Origin of the sequence: Rhizobium indigoferae (genome assembly GCF_034554815.1) — a bacterium.
Lineage (GTDB): Bacteria > Pseudomonadota > Alphaproteobacteria > Rhizobiales > Rhizobiaceae > Rhizobium > Rhizobium leguminosarum.
In genome coordinates, this window is the sequence record NZ_CP140635.1 from 2,282,253 (window position 1) to 2,297,017 (window position 14,765).

General features: G+C 61.4%; 15 protein-coding genes and 1 pseudogene. 6 read left to right on the top strand and 10 right to left on the bottom strand.

The features are described from left to right. Window positions 1-431: 431 nt before the first annotated feature. The 3 genes from U5G49_RS11615 to U5G49_RS11625 form a co-directional block, all read right to left on the bottom strand. Window positions 432-920 carry an Lrp/AsnC family transcriptional regulator gene (locus U5G49_RS11615; protein WP_003540387.1) on the bottom strand — a complete coding sequence of 163 codons (489 nt, stop codon included), beginning with the start codon at window positions 918-920 and terminating at the stop codon, window positions 432-434. A 69-nt stretch (window positions 921-989) separates the two neighbouring features. Beyond that, window positions 990-1,622 carry a uracil-DNA glycosylase family protein gene (locus U5G49_RS11620; protein ID WP_193446524.1) on the bottom strand — a complete coding sequence of 211 codons (633 nt, stop codon included), beginning with the start codon at window positions 1,620-1,622 and terminating at the stop codon, window positions 990-992. A gap of 4 nt (window positions 1,623-1,626) precedes the next feature. Continuing rightward, window positions 1,627-2,184: a thermonuclease family protein gene (locus U5G49_RS11625; RefSeq protein WP_193446525.1), complete on the bottom strand. Its 558-nt coding sequence runs from the start codon at window positions 2,182-2,184 to the stop codon at window positions 1,627-1,629. Window positions 2,185-2,290: 106 nt separating this feature from the next. Between U5G49_RS11625 and U5G49_RS11630 the strand changes: the two genes are divergently transcribed. Beyond that, complete coding sequence (locus U5G49_RS11630) at window positions 2,291-3,826, top strand: sensor histidine kinase (RefSeq protein ID WP_284200337.1); 1,536 nt, start codon at window positions 2,291-2,293, stop codon at window positions 3,824-3,826. Between the two features lie 108 nt (window positions 3,827-3,934). On the opposite strand, the gene U5G49_RS11635 is transcribed toward U5G49_RS11630, so the two are convergent. Next, window positions 3,935-4,324: a diacylglycerol kinase gene (locus U5G49_RS11635; RefSeq protein WP_003560069.1), complete on the bottom strand. Its 390-nt coding sequence runs from the start codon at window positions 4,322-4,324 to the stop codon at window positions 3,935-3,937. A gap of 137 nt (window positions 4,325-4,461) precedes the next feature. Beyond that, entirely contained in the window at window positions 4,462-5,478 is a 1,017-nt protein-coding gene (cobT, locus tag U5G49_RS11640) for a nicotinate-nucleotide--dimethylbenzimidazole phosphoribosyltransferase (RefSeq protein ID WP_011652311.1), read from the bottom strand. A gap of 160 nt (window positions 5,479-5,638) precedes the next feature. Here cobT and U5G49_RS11645 point away from each other — a divergent pair, with 160 nt between their 5' ends. From U5G49_RS11645 to U5G49_RS11665, 5 genes and pseudogenes are all read left to right on the top strand, one after another. Next, window positions 5,639-6,421: an adenosylcobinamide-GDP ribazoletransferase gene (locus tag U5G49_RS11645; RefSeq protein ID WP_018242351.1), complete on the top strand. Its 783-nt coding sequence runs from the start codon at window positions 5,639-5,641 to the stop codon at window positions 6,419-6,421. Window positions 6,422-6,439: 18 nt separating this feature from the next. Next, complete coding sequence (locus tag U5G49_RS11650) at window positions 6,440-6,658, top strand: DUF1289 domain-containing protein (RefSeq protein WP_018242352.1); 219 nt, start codon at window positions 6,440-6,442, stop codon at window positions 6,656-6,658. Then, the gene (locus tag U5G49_RS11655) at window positions 6,655-7,356 is read left to right on the top strand and encodes a TIGR02281 family clan AA aspartic protease (RefSeq protein WP_003560075.1); all 702 of its coding nucleotides are present in this window, start codon (window positions 6,655-6,657) and stop codon (window positions 7,354-7,356) included. The genes U5G49_RS11650 and U5G49_RS11655 overlap by 4 nt, the downstream gene beginning before the upstream one ends. A gap of 165 nt (window positions 7,357-7,521) precedes the next feature. Beyond that, window positions 7,522-7,919: pseudogene (locus tag U5G49_RS11660) on the top strand (hypothetical protein). Window positions 7,920-8,043: 124 nt separating this feature from the next. After that, window positions 8,044-8,967: a LysR family transcriptional regulator gene (locus U5G49_RS11665; RefSeq protein WP_026230816.1), complete on the top strand. Its 924-nt coding sequence runs from the start codon at window positions 8,044-8,046 to the stop codon at window positions 8,965-8,967. Here the strand turns inward: U5G49_RS11665 and U5G49_RS11670 are convergent. The 5 genes from U5G49_RS11670 to mgrA all read right to left on the bottom strand — a co-directional run bounded on the left by U5G49_RS11670 (window position 8,930) and on the right by mgrA (window position 14,689). Then, window positions 8,930-9,667: an SDR family oxidoreductase gene (locus U5G49_RS11670; RefSeq protein ID WP_130729059.1), complete on the bottom strand. Its 738-nt coding sequence runs from the start codon at window positions 9,665-9,667 to the stop codon at window positions 8,930-8,932. The genes U5G49_RS11665 and U5G49_RS11670 overlap by 38 nt on opposite strands. 110 nt (window positions 9,668-9,777) lie before the next feature. Beyond that, window positions 9,778-10,539, bottom strand: a complete 762-nt coding sequence (locus U5G49_RS11675) for an ABC transporter permease (RefSeq protein ID WP_018242356.1) — start codon at window positions 10,537-10,539, stop codon at window positions 9,778-9,780. Beyond that, on the bottom strand, window positions 10,536-11,462 hold the full coding sequence (locus U5G49_RS11680; RefSeq protein WP_018242357.1) for an ABC transporter ATP-binding protein: 927 nt from the start codon (window positions 11,460-11,462) through the stop codon (window positions 10,536-10,538). The genes U5G49_RS11675 and U5G49_RS11680 overlap by 4 nt, the downstream gene beginning before the upstream one ends. Before the next feature lie 485 nt (window positions 11,463-11,947). Continuing rightward, window positions 11,948-13,561, bottom strand: a complete 1,614-nt coding sequence (locus U5G49_RS11685; RefSeq protein WP_193446526.1) for a glycoside hydrolase family 43 protein — start codon at window positions 13,559-13,561, stop codon at window positions 11,948-11,950. A 96-nt stretch (window positions 13,562-13,657) separates the two neighbouring features. Beyond that, window positions 13,658-14,689 carry an L-glyceraldehyde 3-phosphate reductase gene (gene mgrA / locus U5G49_RS11690; RefSeq protein ID WP_047621410.1) on the bottom strand — a complete coding sequence of 344 codons (1,032 nt, stop codon included), beginning with the start codon at window positions 14,687-14,689 and terminating at the stop codon, window positions 13,658-13,660. Between the last annotated feature and the right edge of the window lie 76 nt (window positions 14,690-14,765).

A 14,765-nucleotide genomic window follows, 5' to 3' on the forward strand; every position in this document is an offset into this window, starting at 1 on the left:
CCTTTGTCAAATTCTCCACCGTCCGACCCCCGTCGAACATACTGGTGAAGCGCATAAATTCTACCGCCGGCTAATGAGCACAAACAAGCTGGCGGTTTAGAACATAGTGTCCTGAATTCGATACCAATGAGACGAAATTATGACATATCGCCCACTGGTTTCATCGAACATAACCCGGGAATCCTTACCAGGCTATTCACTTTTCCAGGAACTTCGGTCGATTTGAGCGTTTTTTCGCTATTTTTGAGGCTTTTTTTTCAATAGCAGATCGCACGTGCCTGACCTCGGCCTTTGCCGAACCGGCAATCCACGTGCAGCCGGAGTGCACACGCCGCCTCCTAGGGGCATATCTGAGGTCGCAGACTCACGCCCGGTCTCAGCCCTCATTGGATTTTGCATTATCGCGTGCGGTCACGGCCGCACGCTTGACCTCAATCCTCGTTTGATTTGGCATTATCGAGAATCATGTAGTCGAGCGGCAACTGCGTCGAATACTTAATCTGCTCCATCGCAAAGGCGGAGGAAACGTCGCGAATCTCGATCTTGGCGATCATCCGCTTATAAAAGGCGTCATAGGCGGCAATATCGGGCACAACGACTCGCAGGAGATAATCGACATCACCGCTCATTCGGTAGAATTCGACCACTTCGGGGAATTCGGCGACCACCTCGGAAAAGCGGCGCAGCCATTCGATCGAATGAGTGGCGGTGCGAATCGACACGAAGACGGTGACCTTGGTGTTGACCTTCTCCGGATCGAGGATGGCGACTCGGCGCTTGATGACGCCGTCTTCTTCCATCTTCTGGATGCGCCGCCAGCACGGCGTCGTCGAAAGCCCCACTTTCTTGGCGAGATCGGCAACGGCAAGCGTCGAATCTTCTTGCAGAAGACGCAGTATTTTTCGGTCGAGGCGGTCCATGCGCACAACAGTCCTTTCGAATTATTTTCTTTGTATAACTCGATTCCGCGCAACTAAAAGAATTTTGTTTCAGGAAAGCAGCATTTTCGTCCGTTCCTGCAAGACCGGGAGCAATTCTTTCTCGAACCAGGGATTGCGCTTCAGCCAGCCGCTATTGCGCCAGCTCGGATGCGGCAGCGGCAGCACCGCCGGCGATCGGTTGGACAGAAGACAGCCACGCCATGCCCGCACCGTCTCGGTCATATTGTCCCGCCTTTCACCGGCCATATGCCAAGCCTGCGCATATTGGCCGATGACCAGTACCAGTTCGATCTGTGGCATGGCCGAAATCACCCTTTGCCGCCAAAGGGGCGCGCATTCGCGCCGCGGCGGCAGATCCGCGCCCTTGCCGTCGTAGCCAGGAAAGCAGAAGCCCATCGGGACAATAGCGAATCGGTCGCGGTCATAGAAGCTTGCCCTGTCAACGCCAAGCCATGACCGCAGCCGGTCGCCTGAGGCATCGTCGAACGGCAGCCCGCTCTCATGCACCCGAAGCCCGGGCGCCTGCCCGGCGATCAGGATGCGTGCGCTCGACGAGATCACGGCCACCGGGCGCGGCTCGTGCGGCAGCCGGTGCGCGATGCCTTTTGCCGGCGCGTCTCGACAGATGCGGCAGGAGGCGATCTCCCGCCGCAGCGTCTCCAGCATGGCTTCGTCGGTCATGACTTTACTCCCATCCGACGATCCGCCCGATGAGGTGCAGGGCGCCGTCGAAACCGGAACTCAGGCGCGCATGGTCGCGCACATCGCGTGGCCGCTCGAAAGTCCCGGCCCAGAGGCCCGCCTTTTGAGCCTTCGCGTCGGCCTCCTCCTTGGCGTAACTGCCATAGGAGATGGCCATGCCCTGGCGCACCATGGCGGCATTGATGTCGCCGCCCGCCCCGCTCCGGCAGATGACGAGCAGCCTGTCGTAGCGGTCGTGCCGGCTGCCCTGACAAAGCGTTCCGGATGCCAGCACCATGCCCTGCAGCGCCTCGCGCGCCGCGCGGCCACAGGACCAGGCCTTCCCTGCCCGCTCGCAGCTCTGGTTGAGCTCCGGCGCATCGATGCCTTCGAGGCGCAAACGTTCGGCTCCCAATGTCAGACTGTCGCCGTCGGCGGCATGGAAAGCACCCATATGCTCGATTTTTGCCGCATCATTGAGCTTGGCGGCGATCAGCGCCACGAGCGCCAGCAGGGCAAAAGCGGTCACGCCGTCGCGAATCAGGCGCAGGCCCCGTGTCACGCTTTTGCCTCCTTAAAAAACAAATCCTTGGCAAAGATGGCAAACATCTTCTTAAGAATTGTCGATTAAGCTCTTATCCACCCTGGGATGAAGTTTCAACGTGCACATGAGTACCGGCGTAAGCACATCGACCGACAAGATCATCGTCGACAGGTCGCGCAGCCACCGCAACAAGGCCGTTTCCAAGGCCGTGCGGCAGACGCGCGAACGTCTTCAGTCCGGTCATGCGTCAAACTCCTCCTTCGATCGTGACGTGCTCAACATGTATGTGGCATCGGTGCTGCAGGGCGCGACGATCATGCCGCTCTTCGTCGTCATCATCGCCGCGCTTGGCGTTTATTTCACCCAGAATACGCAATTGCTCTTCTGGGCGCTGCTGACACTCACCTGTCACACCGGCAATATCCTGCTGGCGCGGCGCGCGCGCCGGCAGGAAATCACCTCCGAGAGCGCCCGCAAATGGCGCCGCCTACTGCTGCTCGGCCAGTTCCTGCTCGGCTGCTGCTGGGCCGTCTTCGCGCTGCAAGGCTGCGACACCTGCGAGCCGTCGAGCTTCATTCTCTATAAGGGTGCGACGCTGCTGATCGCGCTCTCCGTCACGGCGATGTCGAACTTCATGCTGACGCCCGCCGTGCTCGCCGCCTTCTCGCCCGCGGTCCTGGCGCTCGCCGCCAAGAGCGGCCTGTCGCGGGACCTCCTCGAAATCAGCCTGACGGGGGCCTTCACCACCACCCTGGTCTTCTTCAATTATATCAGCGACCGGCTCTTCAAGTCGAACCTCAGAATTCTCTCATACCAGTCGGAGAAGGACGACCTGATCGCCGAGTTGGAAGTGGCGAAATCGATGTCGGACGAAGCTCGCCGCCGCGCCGAAGAGGCAAACCTCGCCAAGTCCCGCTTCCTTGCCTCCATGTCGCATGAGCTCAGAACCCCGCTCAACGCCATCCTCGGCTTTTCTGAAGTGATGTCGGCCGAAGTCATGGGGCCGCTCGCCAATCCGACCTACAAGGAATACGCCGGCGATATCCACCGCTCCGGCCAGCATCTGCTCGATCTCATCAACGAGATCCTCGACCTGTCACGCATCGAGGCCGGCAAATACGAGCTGAGCGAGGAGGCGATTTCGCTGCTCGATATCACCGAAGATTGCATCGGCATGGTCCAGTTGCGCGCCCGCGCCAAGAACATTGCCATTTCGGACCAGTTCGAGCGGCAGCTGCCGGCCATCTGGGCCGACGAGAAGTCGATGCGCCAGGTGGTGCTCAACCTTCTCTCCAATGCCGTCAAGTTCACGCCGCAGGGCGGCGAGATCCACGTCAAGGTCGGCTGGACAGCTGGTGGCGGACAGTACATCTCGATCAAGGACAACGGCCCCGGCATTCCGGAAGAAGAGATTCCCGTCGTCCTGTCGGCCTTTGGCCAGGGCTCAATCGCCATCAAGAGCGCCGAACAGGGTACCGGCCTCGGCCTGCCGATCGTCCAGGCGATCCTTGCCAAGCATGATGGGCAGTTCCTGCTGAAATCGAAGCTGCGCGAGGGCACCGAGGTCATAGCCATCCTGCCTGCCAAGCGCGTGCTCCAGAGCCTGCCGGCCGTCGAGGAGGCTCAGGCCGTCTTGCGCAAGCGCAAGAGTTTTGCCTGATTCAGCTAAAGCATGATGCCGAGAAGTGTGAGCGGTTTTTCGGGCGACATCATGTTGGATTTTTTGATTTGGATCCGGATTCAGATTTTCGGCCGATCCAGCGTGAAATCATCCAGATCCAAAGAACAGGTGCTTGCCGAGGACGAAGCCTAGATAGAGGCAGCAGGCGGCAATCATGCAGGTTACCGCGAAGGAGCCGAGATCCTTGGCGTGTTTGCCGACGATCGAAATCTCCGGCGAAATCCGGTCGATCACCTCTTCAACGGCGGTGTTCATCGCCTCCATCGAAAAGAGCCCGAGAAACAGAAGCACCGCGACGACGATCTCGCCTGCAGTGGCTCCCACCAACGCCAGCGCAGCGATCGAAACGATGAAGAAGCCAAGTTCCTGGCGGAAGGCTGCCTCTTTCAGCACTCGCAGGAAGCCCGCCCAGGAGTAGCTGGCGGCGGCGATGAAATGCCGAAGTCCGGTCTCTTTCGTCACCGCAGGCTTCGTCAAGATGCCCTCTCCTCTTCCCTGCATCACAGACCGGGAGAGGCTTTGCCGCCTCCCCTTCGATGAGCGAATACGCAAATACCGAATCCATTTGGGCGGCGCAAGCGAACGCGTGCGGATCGACGGCGGCGGCCGCGGCCTTAATGCTTATTCGACACACCCGCCTGGGCGAAGGTCGCCATGCCGGAATGGCAGGCGGCGGCGGCCTTGACGATGCCGGCGGCAAGCGCCGCACCGGTGCCTTCGCCAAGCCGCATGCCGAGCGCCAGAAGCGGCGTCTTGCCGAGCATCTCGATTGCGCGAAGATGTCCGGGCTCGCCGGAGACATGGCCGATCAGGCAATGATCGAGCGCGGACGGATTGGCGGCCTTCAGGATCGCTGCCGCCGCGGTCGCGACATAACCGTCGATCAGCACCGGGATGCGCTCCATGCGAGCAGCAAGAATGGCGCCGGCCATCGCCGCGATCTCGCGGCCGCCGAGCCGGCGCATGATCTCGAGCGGATCGTCGAGATGGTCACCATGCAGCGCCACCGCCTTTTCCACCGCCGCGATTTTGCGCTCGAGCATCTCACCTTCCGAACCGGTGCCGGGTCCCACCCAGTCACGCGCCGAACCGCCGTAGAGCGCATAGTTGATCGCCGCCGCAATCGTCGTATTGCCGATGCCCATCTCGCCGATGCAGAGCAGGTCGGTGCCGCCGGCGATCGCCTCCATGCCGAAGGCCATGGTCGCGGCGCAATCGCGCTCGGAAAGTGCTGCCTCCTCGGTGATATCACCGGTAGGATAATCGAGCGCCAGATCGAAGACTTTCAGTCCGAGATCATAGGCGACACAGATCTGATTGATCGCAGCACCACCCGCTGCGAAGTTCTCGACCATCTGTTGCGTCACCGTTGGTGGAAAGGGCGTGATGCCCTGCTTGGTGACGCCGTGATTGCCGGCAAAGATCGCCACCAGCGGCCGGTTGACGGCAGGTGTGCGGCCGGTCCAGGCGGCAAGCCAGAAGGCGATCTCCTCGAGCCGTCCGAGCGCGCCCGGCGGCTTGGTCAGCTGCGCGTCACGTTCGCGCGCGGCCACCAGCGCGCGGGCATCCGGCCCCGGCAGGTCACGAAGCAGGGTACGGAAATCGTCGAACGGCAGGCCTGAAACGCTCATCTGTGCGGTTTTCCTATAAATCCGGGTATTTCTTGTTTTTTCCACGCAAATCAGCTTCTTTGCGGATGGCAACTCTCTTAAAGCGGGCGGACGAGGCGAACAACTCCAAAAGCGCAGCCGCGACCATAAGCCGAGATGACCTCCGGCAGAACGAAGCAGAATGAAGATCAAGGACTATGCGGTCGATACCGCCCGCGCCGTCGCCTTCCTCAGCCGCATTCCCATGCCGCAATCGCTGTTCAAGGGCTATGACGGCAGGCTCGGCCCGCTGGTGCGCGCCTTTCCCTTCGCCGGCATCGTCATCGGCTTCATCCCTGCACTCGCCCTCCTCCTGCTTTTGGGGCTGCGCGCCGATCCGCTGATGGCAGCCCTGATCGCGCTTTCCATCCAGGTCTTCGTCACCGGCGCGCTGCACGAGGACGGCCTGGCCGATACGGCCGACGGCATCGGCGGCGGCAAGAGCCGCGAGCAGAGCCTCCTCATCATGAAGGACAGCCGGATCGGCACCTATGGCGCGATAGCGCTGATCCTCTCCTTCGCGATCCGCGCAGCCGCGCTTGCCGCCATCGCCCGCCATTCCGCGCCCCTCACTGCCGCGCTTGCCATTCCCGCTGTCGCGGCGCTGAGCCGCGGCGCCGTCGCCTGGCACTGGCAGCGGTTGGCGCCGGCAAAGGCCGATGGCGTGGCCGCCTCGACCGGCCAGCCGGACGAGGCAGCGATGCAGTTTGCGCTCGCCTCAGCCGGCCTCGTCGCAGCACTTCTGATCTGGCCGGCCTTCGGCCTGCGGCCGCTGGTCGCAAGCCTGCTCGCCACCGGCATCGCAGGGTTTGCCTTCACCGCCTTCATCCGCCGCAAGCTTGCCGGCCACACTGGCGACACGCTGGGCGCAACGCAGCAGATTTGCGAGATCGCTACCCTTTGCGCCCTTGCCACGGCTCTTTGAAACTCCGATATATCCACCATGCAAACACCCTGCGTTCACGTCTGCTCCCTGGTTTCAGCCACCGGATTTTGCGCCGGATGCGGCCGGACTCTTCAGGAAATCGGCAGCTGGATGAGCTACTCCGACACCGAGCGAAGACGGATCATGGCCCTGCTGCCGGCAAGGCTTGCAGGCGCCGTCAGTGTGTCGAACCACATGAAACCAAGCCTCGCCCGCGGGCCGGAGCGGCCTTTATGATCCGTTTGACCGTCTTCCTCGTCGTGATCGGCATCGGCCTTGCCGTGCTGATCGTCAACAATGACAGCGGCCGCATCCTCGGCCTGCAGAGCGATGACTTCGGACGCGTCGTCTATCTACTGCCGATCGCGCTGATGCTGTCGGCTGGCATCTGGGCGAGCCGGCGCAGCGTCGGCGAAACGATGCGCCAGATGATGATCTGGCTGGTCATCATCCTGGCGCTCGTGACTGTCTATCTCTATCGCCAGGAAGCGCTCGGCGTCGGCAACAGGCTGCTCGCCGGCTTGGTTCCCGGCCACGCCGTCGTCGTCACCACAAGTGAGGGCGGCCAGGAGATCATTCTGCACAAGCTACTGAACGGCCATTTCGAAGCCGATGTCGCGGTCAATGGCCAGACGATCGAGATGCTCGTCGATACCGGCGCCAGCATGGTGGCGCTGTCGCGCGAAGATGCCGAACGGATCGGCATCGACCTCTCCCGCCTCACCTATTCTATGACCGTCATGACCGCCAACGGCCGCGGCCGTGCAGCACCCGTCACCCTCGACCAGGTGGCGATCGGCCCGATCATCCGCAACAATGTCACAGCCAGTGTCGCCGAAGACGGCCGGCTCGACCAGAGCCTGCTTGGCATGAGCTTCCTGGAAACGCTGGGCTCGCTGCAGATGCAGACCGACGAACTCCGCATGCGCGATTAATACGGCTCCGCCGCTTTACGGCGGCAACCGGATCTGGCAGCTTGGGCGCAAGAACAACAAGACCACAAAGAGCAAAAAGAAACTCCTAGTCTGGTGGCACCGCATGTTCGACCGGCCTTCGCCTTGGGCGAGGCCTTGATCCATGGGTGCGACAGGAGTTTCGCAATGAATTCAGTCTGGCCGATCGTCATCGGCGGCGTTCTGCCCGCCCTGTTCTGGGGCATCACCGCCATCTTCCAGAAGCAGAGCGCCACATCAGCCACCGACTCCGCCGTCTATCTGATCGCCTGATCTGGCGCCCTGCCCCATGGACCGCCGAAGGTCTCGGTTTTGCTGCCACATCAGGCGCCTGCTTTGCCGTCGGCACCGGCCTCATCAGCTTTGCGCTTTTCACTTACGGTGTCCCCGTCTCGAAACTCGCGCCGATCTGGAGCTGCAACGTGCTGGTGACGCTGGCAATCGGCGCCGTCTTTCTCGGCGAAGCCTCCGAGCTCGACACAATGAAGCTCGTCGCCGGCACCCTCCTCATCATCTCGGGCGCCCTTCTCGTCAGCAGCGCCTGACGGGAGACGGACGCAGCAGCATAAGATAAGCAGTTCGCCGCCAAATGCTCCTGCGTTGCAGCGTGTTCTGCTTTGTTGCTATCCTGCGTTCAAGGCGTCTCGGCGCGCCATACTGGAGCCCGATATGAACCCACGACAATTGAAGACATTCCTCGCAGTGATCCGGCACGAAAATCTCACGCGCGCCGCTGCCGAGGTCAATCTCGCTCAGTCAAGCCTCAGCGACCAGATCCAGGCGCTGGAAGAGGAATTGGGCGCGGAACTCTTCCTCCGCTCCCGGCAGGGCGTCGTCCCGACACCCGCAGGTGCGGTCCTCAAGGCTTATGCCGAGGAGATACTGGCGCTGAACGACGAGGCGAAGGCCGCCGTCAGCGCCGCAGCCGGCAGCGCCGGACAGTCCATCACCTTGGGCACGCTCGAAACCATAGCCGCCGAAAGGCTAGCGCCCTGGCTGTCACTCTTTCGCAAGAAGAACCCACGCGTCGGCCTCAAGCTTAAGGTCAACGGCAGCGGCGAATTGCTTGCGCAATTGCAGCACGGCTCGATCGACGTCGCCTTCACCTTCGATCGCGAGCAGCAGGATGAACGCTTCTTGACGCGCCGCATCTGCAGCGAACCGCTGGTGCTGATTGCCGGCCGCGATGCGCAAGCCCGGCCGCCGGAAAGCCTCACGGCACTCAGCACCGTGCCCTTCGTCGCCACCGAAACCGGTTGCGTCTACCGTCACCTGTTCGACACCGCCTTTGCCGAAGCAAACATTGCAGCACCATCAATCGTCACGGAAGCTGACAGCATCGCGACGATCATCCGACTCGTTGCATCCGGCCCCGGTTATGGCCTCGTGCCGCGCCTTGCGCTCGGCCCGGCCGCCACACGGGGCGACGTCGTCGAACTGCCCTGGCCGGGCAAACCACCCGCAGCCTCGCTGGTGATGATGTGGCGGCGCAGGCGCGTGCAGCCGCCGGCGCTTACCATCCTGCTGCAATCTGCAAGCGAAGAACTCTCGCCGCTCAGATCAGCCGATGCCCGCCTTCGACATGCAGGATAGTGCCTGTCGTGAATCCGTTGCCGATCAGGAAGCGGATCGCATCGGCAATATCATCAGGCTGTCCAACGCGCCCCGCCGGCAGGCGCTGCGCCATCGCGTCGAGCGTCGCCTGCTTGGCGTCGCCGGCAACGAAGCTCCAGATCGGTGTATCCACCCATCCGGGCGACACCGCGTTGATCCGGATCGGCGCTAGTTCGACTGCAAGTGCCCTGACCAGGCCCTCCAGCGCCGCATTGACGGCGGCGACCACCGATCCACGCGCCGCGGGCCGGTAGGCCGCAACACCTGACGTATAGGTGATCGATCCTGAGGGCGGCAAATGGGCGGCACCATATTTCGCCAGCATCAGCGGCCCGTAGAACTTGCTCTCGACCACTCTTTGCGCCGCCGCAAGCTCAATCGAAGGCAGCAGCTGATAGGCTCCTCCGATATCTGCCGCCGTGCTGACGATGTGATCGACCGGCCCGCCATTGCGGAACAGCGCCGCGACCTCTTCCTCCCGCGATATGTCGACAGCAATCGTCGCCACTCCAGGATGGTCACCGAGAGCGCGGCGGGCCGCCGCAAGCCTATCTTCGCTGCGTCCTGCAATCGTCACCGCCGCCCCTTCCCCGAGCAAACGCCTCGCCAGCGCCAGCCCCATTCCGGAACTGCCGCCAACAATAATGATCTTCGCGCCTTCGATCCTGATACCCGTCATCTGCCGTCTCCTTCTTGGCTGACGCAGCAGATGCCTCAGGCCGGAGCGGAAGAAAAACGGAAGAAACCGATGACGTCATCGAGTTTTCCGATGGTTGTTTCAGAAAACGATCAGTTGCGCAGCCGGTAACCGGTCTTGAAGATCCAGGCGAGTGTTCCCAGGCAGATCACCAGGAATACCGTGATCATCGCCAGGCTGATCGCCGGATTGACATCGGCGATCCCGTAAAAGCTCCAGCGGAAGCCGCTGACGAGATAGAGCACCGGATTGAGGTGGCTGACCACCTGCCAGAAGGGCGGCAGCATGCTGACCGAATAGAAACTCCCGCCGAGGAAGGTCAGCGGCGGCACGACCAGCATGGGAATGAGGTTCAGCTGTTCGAAATTGCCGGCCCAGATGCCGATCATAAAGCCGAACAGACTGAAGGTGATCGCTGTCAGCAGGAAGAACAGGATCATCATGAAGGGATGCTCGATCCTGACGTCGACGAAAAGATTGGCTGTCAAGAGAATGATGAAGCCGATCAGCATCCCCTTGGTCGCCGCCGCCCCGACATAACCGAGCAGGATCTCCGTCATCGCCACCGGCGCCGAAAGTACCTCGTAGATCGTGCCGGTGAATTTCGGGAAATAAATGCCGAAGGAGCCATTGCTGATGCACTGGCCAAGCAGCGTCAGCATGATCAAGCCGGGTGTGATGAAGGCGCCGTAGGACACGCCCTCTACCTCCTGGATACGTGAACCGACCGCGGCACCGAAGACGATGAAATAAAGCGAGGTTGAGATCACGGGCGAGATGACGCTCTGCAGAAGAGTGCGGCGCGTACGCGCCATCTCGAAGAAATAGATCGATTTGACCGCTTCAACGTTCATTTGCCCGCTCCCACCAGCGCCACGAAGATGTCCTCGAGCGAGCTTTGCCGCGTCGAGAGATCCTTGAAATGGATGTTGTTCTCGCCGAGTCGGGTCAGCAGTGCGGCGATGCTTTCCTGCTCGTTGTCAGTATCGAAATCATAGGTCAGCCGATTCCCGTCCGCTTCCAGCGTCAGTCCATTGCCGGCAAAACAGTCCGGCAGTCGGCTGAGCGGTTCGGTGAGATCGAGAATGAGCTGCTTGCGGCCGAGCTTGGCCATCAGCGCCGCCTTGTCCTCGACGAGCAGCAATTCGCCGCCATTGATGACTCCGACGCGGTCGGCGATTTCCTCCGCCTCTTCGATATAATGAGTGGTCAGGATGATGGTGACGCCGGAGGCCCTAAGCTCTTCGACGACATGCCACATGTCCTTGCGCAGCGTCACGTCGACGCCGGCGGTCGGCTCGTCAAGGAAAAGAATATCCGGCTCATGCGAGAGCGCCTTGGCGATCAGTACCCGTCGCTTCATGCCACCGGAGAGTTGGCGCAGCATATTGTCCTTTTTGTCCCAGAGCGAGAGTGCGCGCAGCACCTTCTCGATATGGGCCGGATTGGCTTTCTTGCCGTGCAGACCGCGCGAAAAGCTCACGGTATTGAACACCGTCTCGAACTGGTCGGTGGTCAGCTCCTGCGGCACCAGCCCGATCATCCCGCGGGTGGCGCGGAAATCCTTCACGACGTCGTGGCCGGCGACCAACACCCGGCCGCCGCTCGGATTGGCGATGCCGCAGATGATCGAGATCAGCGTCGTCTTGCCTGCACCGTTTGGCCCGAGCAGCGCCAGGATCTCACCCTTTTCGACGTCGAGATTGATGCCCTTCAGGGCCTCGAACCCATTGGCATAGGTCTTGGTGAGGTTCTGAACGGAAATGATGGGGGCCATGCGGGACTCTTGCGGATTCTTGGAAGTTACTTCGGCCGCTATATAGTCCCTTTGTAACGCTTTAACATCCTTAAGCCATGAACACTGCATTCACGCTGCTAACACAGTTGGCCCGCTGACCTGCTGACGCGGGCGAAGTAGCCGGCATCGGGTTTTGCGAAAGAAAGGCAGCGCCGGCTTCAGATGTCATCATCCGGTGATATTCATGCCCGATAAGGGAGCCGAGGCCAGCACCGGCATCCGCCCCGCCGCCCACCCCTTTGCGGAGCCGTCTCCGGGTGTTCTCGTTGCGCCCCTTTTTCGCTGCCTCGGCATGTAGTCAAAGTTATTGTTCAGTCACGAAGTGCTTGGAACCGGCCAGTATCCCCTGTTCACCCGCGTTCCGTCTTAGCCGGCCCTGCGCCGGCTTTCTTTTTATGTGCCTCTTCTCCGCTCCTCGCTCTTTCCGTGATCCATTGCGGATGAAAGCGACCAAGGGTGCACCCTTACAGCTCGTCGTAATTGAACCAATCGAAATCCGCTGCCTTCGCCCGACCCGACGTATCGAAAGCGAATACGCCAGCGAAGGCGCCGGTGAAGGAGCCGTGTTCGCCACGTCCGCCCTCGTCGGAAATCACGCCGGCGTCAAGGATCGGGCCGATCGGCTGCCAGGCGCCCTTGCCTTCTGTCTGCCAGAAGAATTGCAGGTCGTTCTCGCGGATTTCCATGGCGAGCTGAACGCGGCCCTCGGCGGCGATCGAAACCCCGCTGTCGGCGGGAAAGCTCAGGCGTCCGTTCGGGTAGTCGCCGTTGCAGGAGAGGATCGTCACGCAACGGCCGAGTGTTTCGTGCAGCGTCACAGCAACCGCGTGGAACTTGTGACGGTTGTAGTAATGCGTCAGCCCCGCCACCTGCTGATAGGTGTCGGGCGAGAACTCGATCACGGTCTCGGCGCGGAAACTGTGGTGTTCCTGGCGGCGGGCGACCAGCGACTGTTCGAACCAGGAGCCGATGCTTTCGCGCGCAATCAGGCGCAGATGGCCGGGACGATCCGTCAGGTTAAAGATGCGCTTGGGCTCGGGCGTGCGCAGCCACTGGAAATCGGCAGGCAATGTGCCGCCGTCGAAGTTGTATTCGCTGCGCATCGGCTTTTCCACGGGAACCGCGCCAAAGAGGCCCGGCACATCGACATCGGGCACCGCGGTGCCGTTTTCAAGATAGAGCCAGTCATCGTCGCGCCAGACGCATTTCTGTAAGGATGTCTCGCGCCCCAGCGTGCAGCGCCGTTTCGGCGGTAGCGGCCGGCCGCAGAGATGGGTGTGATAGGCCTCGCCCTCCGGCGTCTCGACATATTGGCCATGCCCTGCTCGCTGCAGCACTGCGCCCGGATGATCCTTGGAGGTGATGAGATGCATGTTCGGATGCATCTCATAGGGTCCGTCGATCTTTCGCGACCGCGCCATGGTGACGGCATGGTCGTAGCCGGTGCCGCCCTCGGCGGTCGTCAGATAATACCAGCCATTGCGCTTGAAGAGATGCGGGCCCTCGACGAGGCCGAGCGGGCTTCCTGCGAAGATGTTCTTGATCGGCCCCTTCAGCGCCTTTGCCGCCGGATCCCATTCCTGCAGCAGGATGCCGTCGAAGGCCGGCGATTTCGGCGAGCCGCCATAGCTTTCGGTGCGGTGGTTCCACTGCATGTTGACGAACCACTTGCGGCCGTCATCGTCATGGAAGAGCGAGGGATCGAAGCCGGAGGAATTGACATAGACCGGCTCGGACCAATCGGCCTCGATCGTAGGTGCCGTGACGATGTAGTTCGGCGCATCCTTGAAATTGCCGTCGTAACGCTTGACGTCGGTATAGACCAGCCAGAACTGCCCGTCGGCATAGGACAGGCACGGCGCCCAGATGCCACAGCTATCCGGATTGCCGCGCATGTCGAGCTGCGATCTCCGCTCCAGCGGCCGGCGCACCAGTGTCCAGTTCACCAGGTCCCGCGAATGGTGTATCTGCACCCCGGGATACCATTCGAAGGTCGAGGTGGCGATGTAATAATCCGCGCCGACGCGACAGATCGACGGATCGGGGTTAAACCCGGGCAAGATAGGGTTGCGGATCATGACAGGGTCTCCTCCGACCGGCGGTGCTTTTTGCTGTACGTACATCAGATTATAGCAGAAAAAGGCCCGGAAGACTTGTCTCCGGGCCTGACGTGACTATTCGCGTTCGGCGGACTTGGCCCAGAGGTTGATGTCGGCCTCGCGGGCATAGACGTCGATCTCGGCAAGCTCCTCGACACTGAATTCGAGATTGTCGAGCGCCTTGACGCAATCGACGATCTGCGACGAGCGGCTGGCGCCGATCAGCGCCGAGGTCACGCGGCCGCCGCGCAGTACCCAGGCGATCGCCATCTGCGCCAGCGTCTGGCCGCGCCTTTCGGCGATCTCGTTGAGCTTGCGGATATTGTCGATGATCGAGGGGCGGATGTAGTCGCGCTTGAGAAAGTGGTTCTGCGCCGCGCGGCTGTCTTCGGGAATGCCACCGAGATATTTCGTCGTCAGCATGCCCTGGGCGAGCGGCGAGAAAACGATCGAGCCCATGCCGACCTCATCCAGCGTATCGAGCAGCCTGTCGTCCTCGACCCAGCGGTTGAGCATCGAATAGCTCGGCTGGTGAATCAGGCACGGTGTGCCGAGTTCCTTAAGGATCTTTGCGGCTTCGCGCGATCGCTGCGAATTATAGGAGGAAATGCCGACATAGAGTGCCCGGCCGGAACGGACGATATGATCGAGCGCGCCGCAGGTCTCTTCCAATGGTGTTTCCGGGTCGAAGCGGTGCGAATAGAAGATATCGACATAATCGAGGCCCATGCGCTTCAGGCTTTGGTCGCAGGAGGCGATCAGGTATTTGCGGCTGCCCCATTCGCCATAGGGTCCCGGCCACATGTCGTAGCCGGCTTTGGAGGAGATGATCAGCTCGTCGCGAAGCCCAGCGAATTCGGTGCGCAGGATCTCGCCAAAGGCAGTTTCTGCACTGCCGGGCGGCGGGCCGTAATTGTTGGCGAGGTCGAAATGGGTGATGCCGAGGTCGAAGGCCGTGCGGCACATGTCGATCTTGCGGTCATGCGGCGTGTCGCCGCCGAAATTGTGCCAGAGGCCGAGGGAGACGGCCGGCAGCTTCAGGCCGGAACGGCCCGTGCGGTTATATTTCATTTTCGAATAGCGGTCTGCGGCTGGTTGCCAGCTCATAAGACTCTCCTTGCTAAAATATCTATACAGTCGTGATGCTCGCCTTGTGTCGAGCATCTGCCGCCCGGCCTGTAGA

What these genes read in the sequence shown, in the direction of transcription:
- cobT (WP_011652311.1), bottom strand. Translation starts at nt 5,478, where the DNA reads ATGAGCGTTTCAGGCCTGCCGTTCGACGATTTCCGTACCCTGCTTCGT.
- U5G49_RS11670 (WP_130729059.1), bottom strand. Translation starts at nt 9,667, where the DNA reads ATGACGGGTATCAGGATCGAAGGCGCGAAGATCATTATTGTTGGCGGC.
- U5G49_RS11665 (WP_026230816.1), top strand. Translation starts at nt 8,044, where the DNA reads ATGAACCCACGACAATTGAAGACATTCCTCGCAGTGATCCGGCACGAA.
- U5G49_RS11650 (WP_018242352.1), top strand. Translation starts at nt 6,440, where the DNA reads ATGCAAACACCCTGCGTTCACGTCTGCTCCCTGGTTTCAGCCACCGGA.
- U5G49_RS11685 (WP_193446526.1), bottom strand. Translation starts at nt 13,561, where the DNA reads ATGATCCGCAACCCTATCTTGCCCGGGTTTAACCCCGATCCGTCGATC.
- U5G49_RS11630 (WP_284200337.1), top strand. Translation starts at nt 2,291, where the DNA reads ATGAGTACCGGCGTAAGCACATCGACCGACAAGATCATCGTCGACAGG.
- U5G49_RS11680 (WP_018242357.1), bottom strand. Translation starts at nt 11,462, where the DNA reads ATGGCCCCCATCATTTCCGTTCAGAACCTCACCAAGACCTATGCCAAT.
- U5G49_RS11655 (WP_003560075.1), top strand. Translation starts at nt 6,655, where the DNA reads ATGATCCGTTTGACCGTCTTCCTCGTCGTGATCGGCATCGGCCTTGCC.
- U5G49_RS11615 (WP_003540387.1), bottom strand. Translation starts at nt 920, where the DNA reads ATGGACCGCCTCGACCGAAAAATACTGCGTCTTCTGCAAGAAGATTCG.
- U5G49_RS11620 (WP_193446524.1), bottom strand. Translation starts at nt 1,622, where the DNA reads ATGACCGACGAAGCCATGCTGGAGACGCTGCGGCGGGAGATCGCCTCC.
- U5G49_RS11675 (WP_018242356.1), bottom strand. Translation starts at nt 10,539, where the DNA reads ATGAACGTTGAAGCGGTCAAATCGATCTATTTCTTCGAGATGGCGCGT.
- U5G49_RS11645 (WP_018242351.1), top strand. Translation starts at nt 5,639, where the DNA reads ATGAAGATCAAGGACTATGCGGTCGATACCGCCCGCGCCGTCGCCTTC.
- mgrA (WP_047621410.1), bottom strand. Translation starts at nt 14,689, where the DNA reads ATGAGCTGGCAACCAGCCGCAGACCGCTATTCGAAAATGAAATATAAC.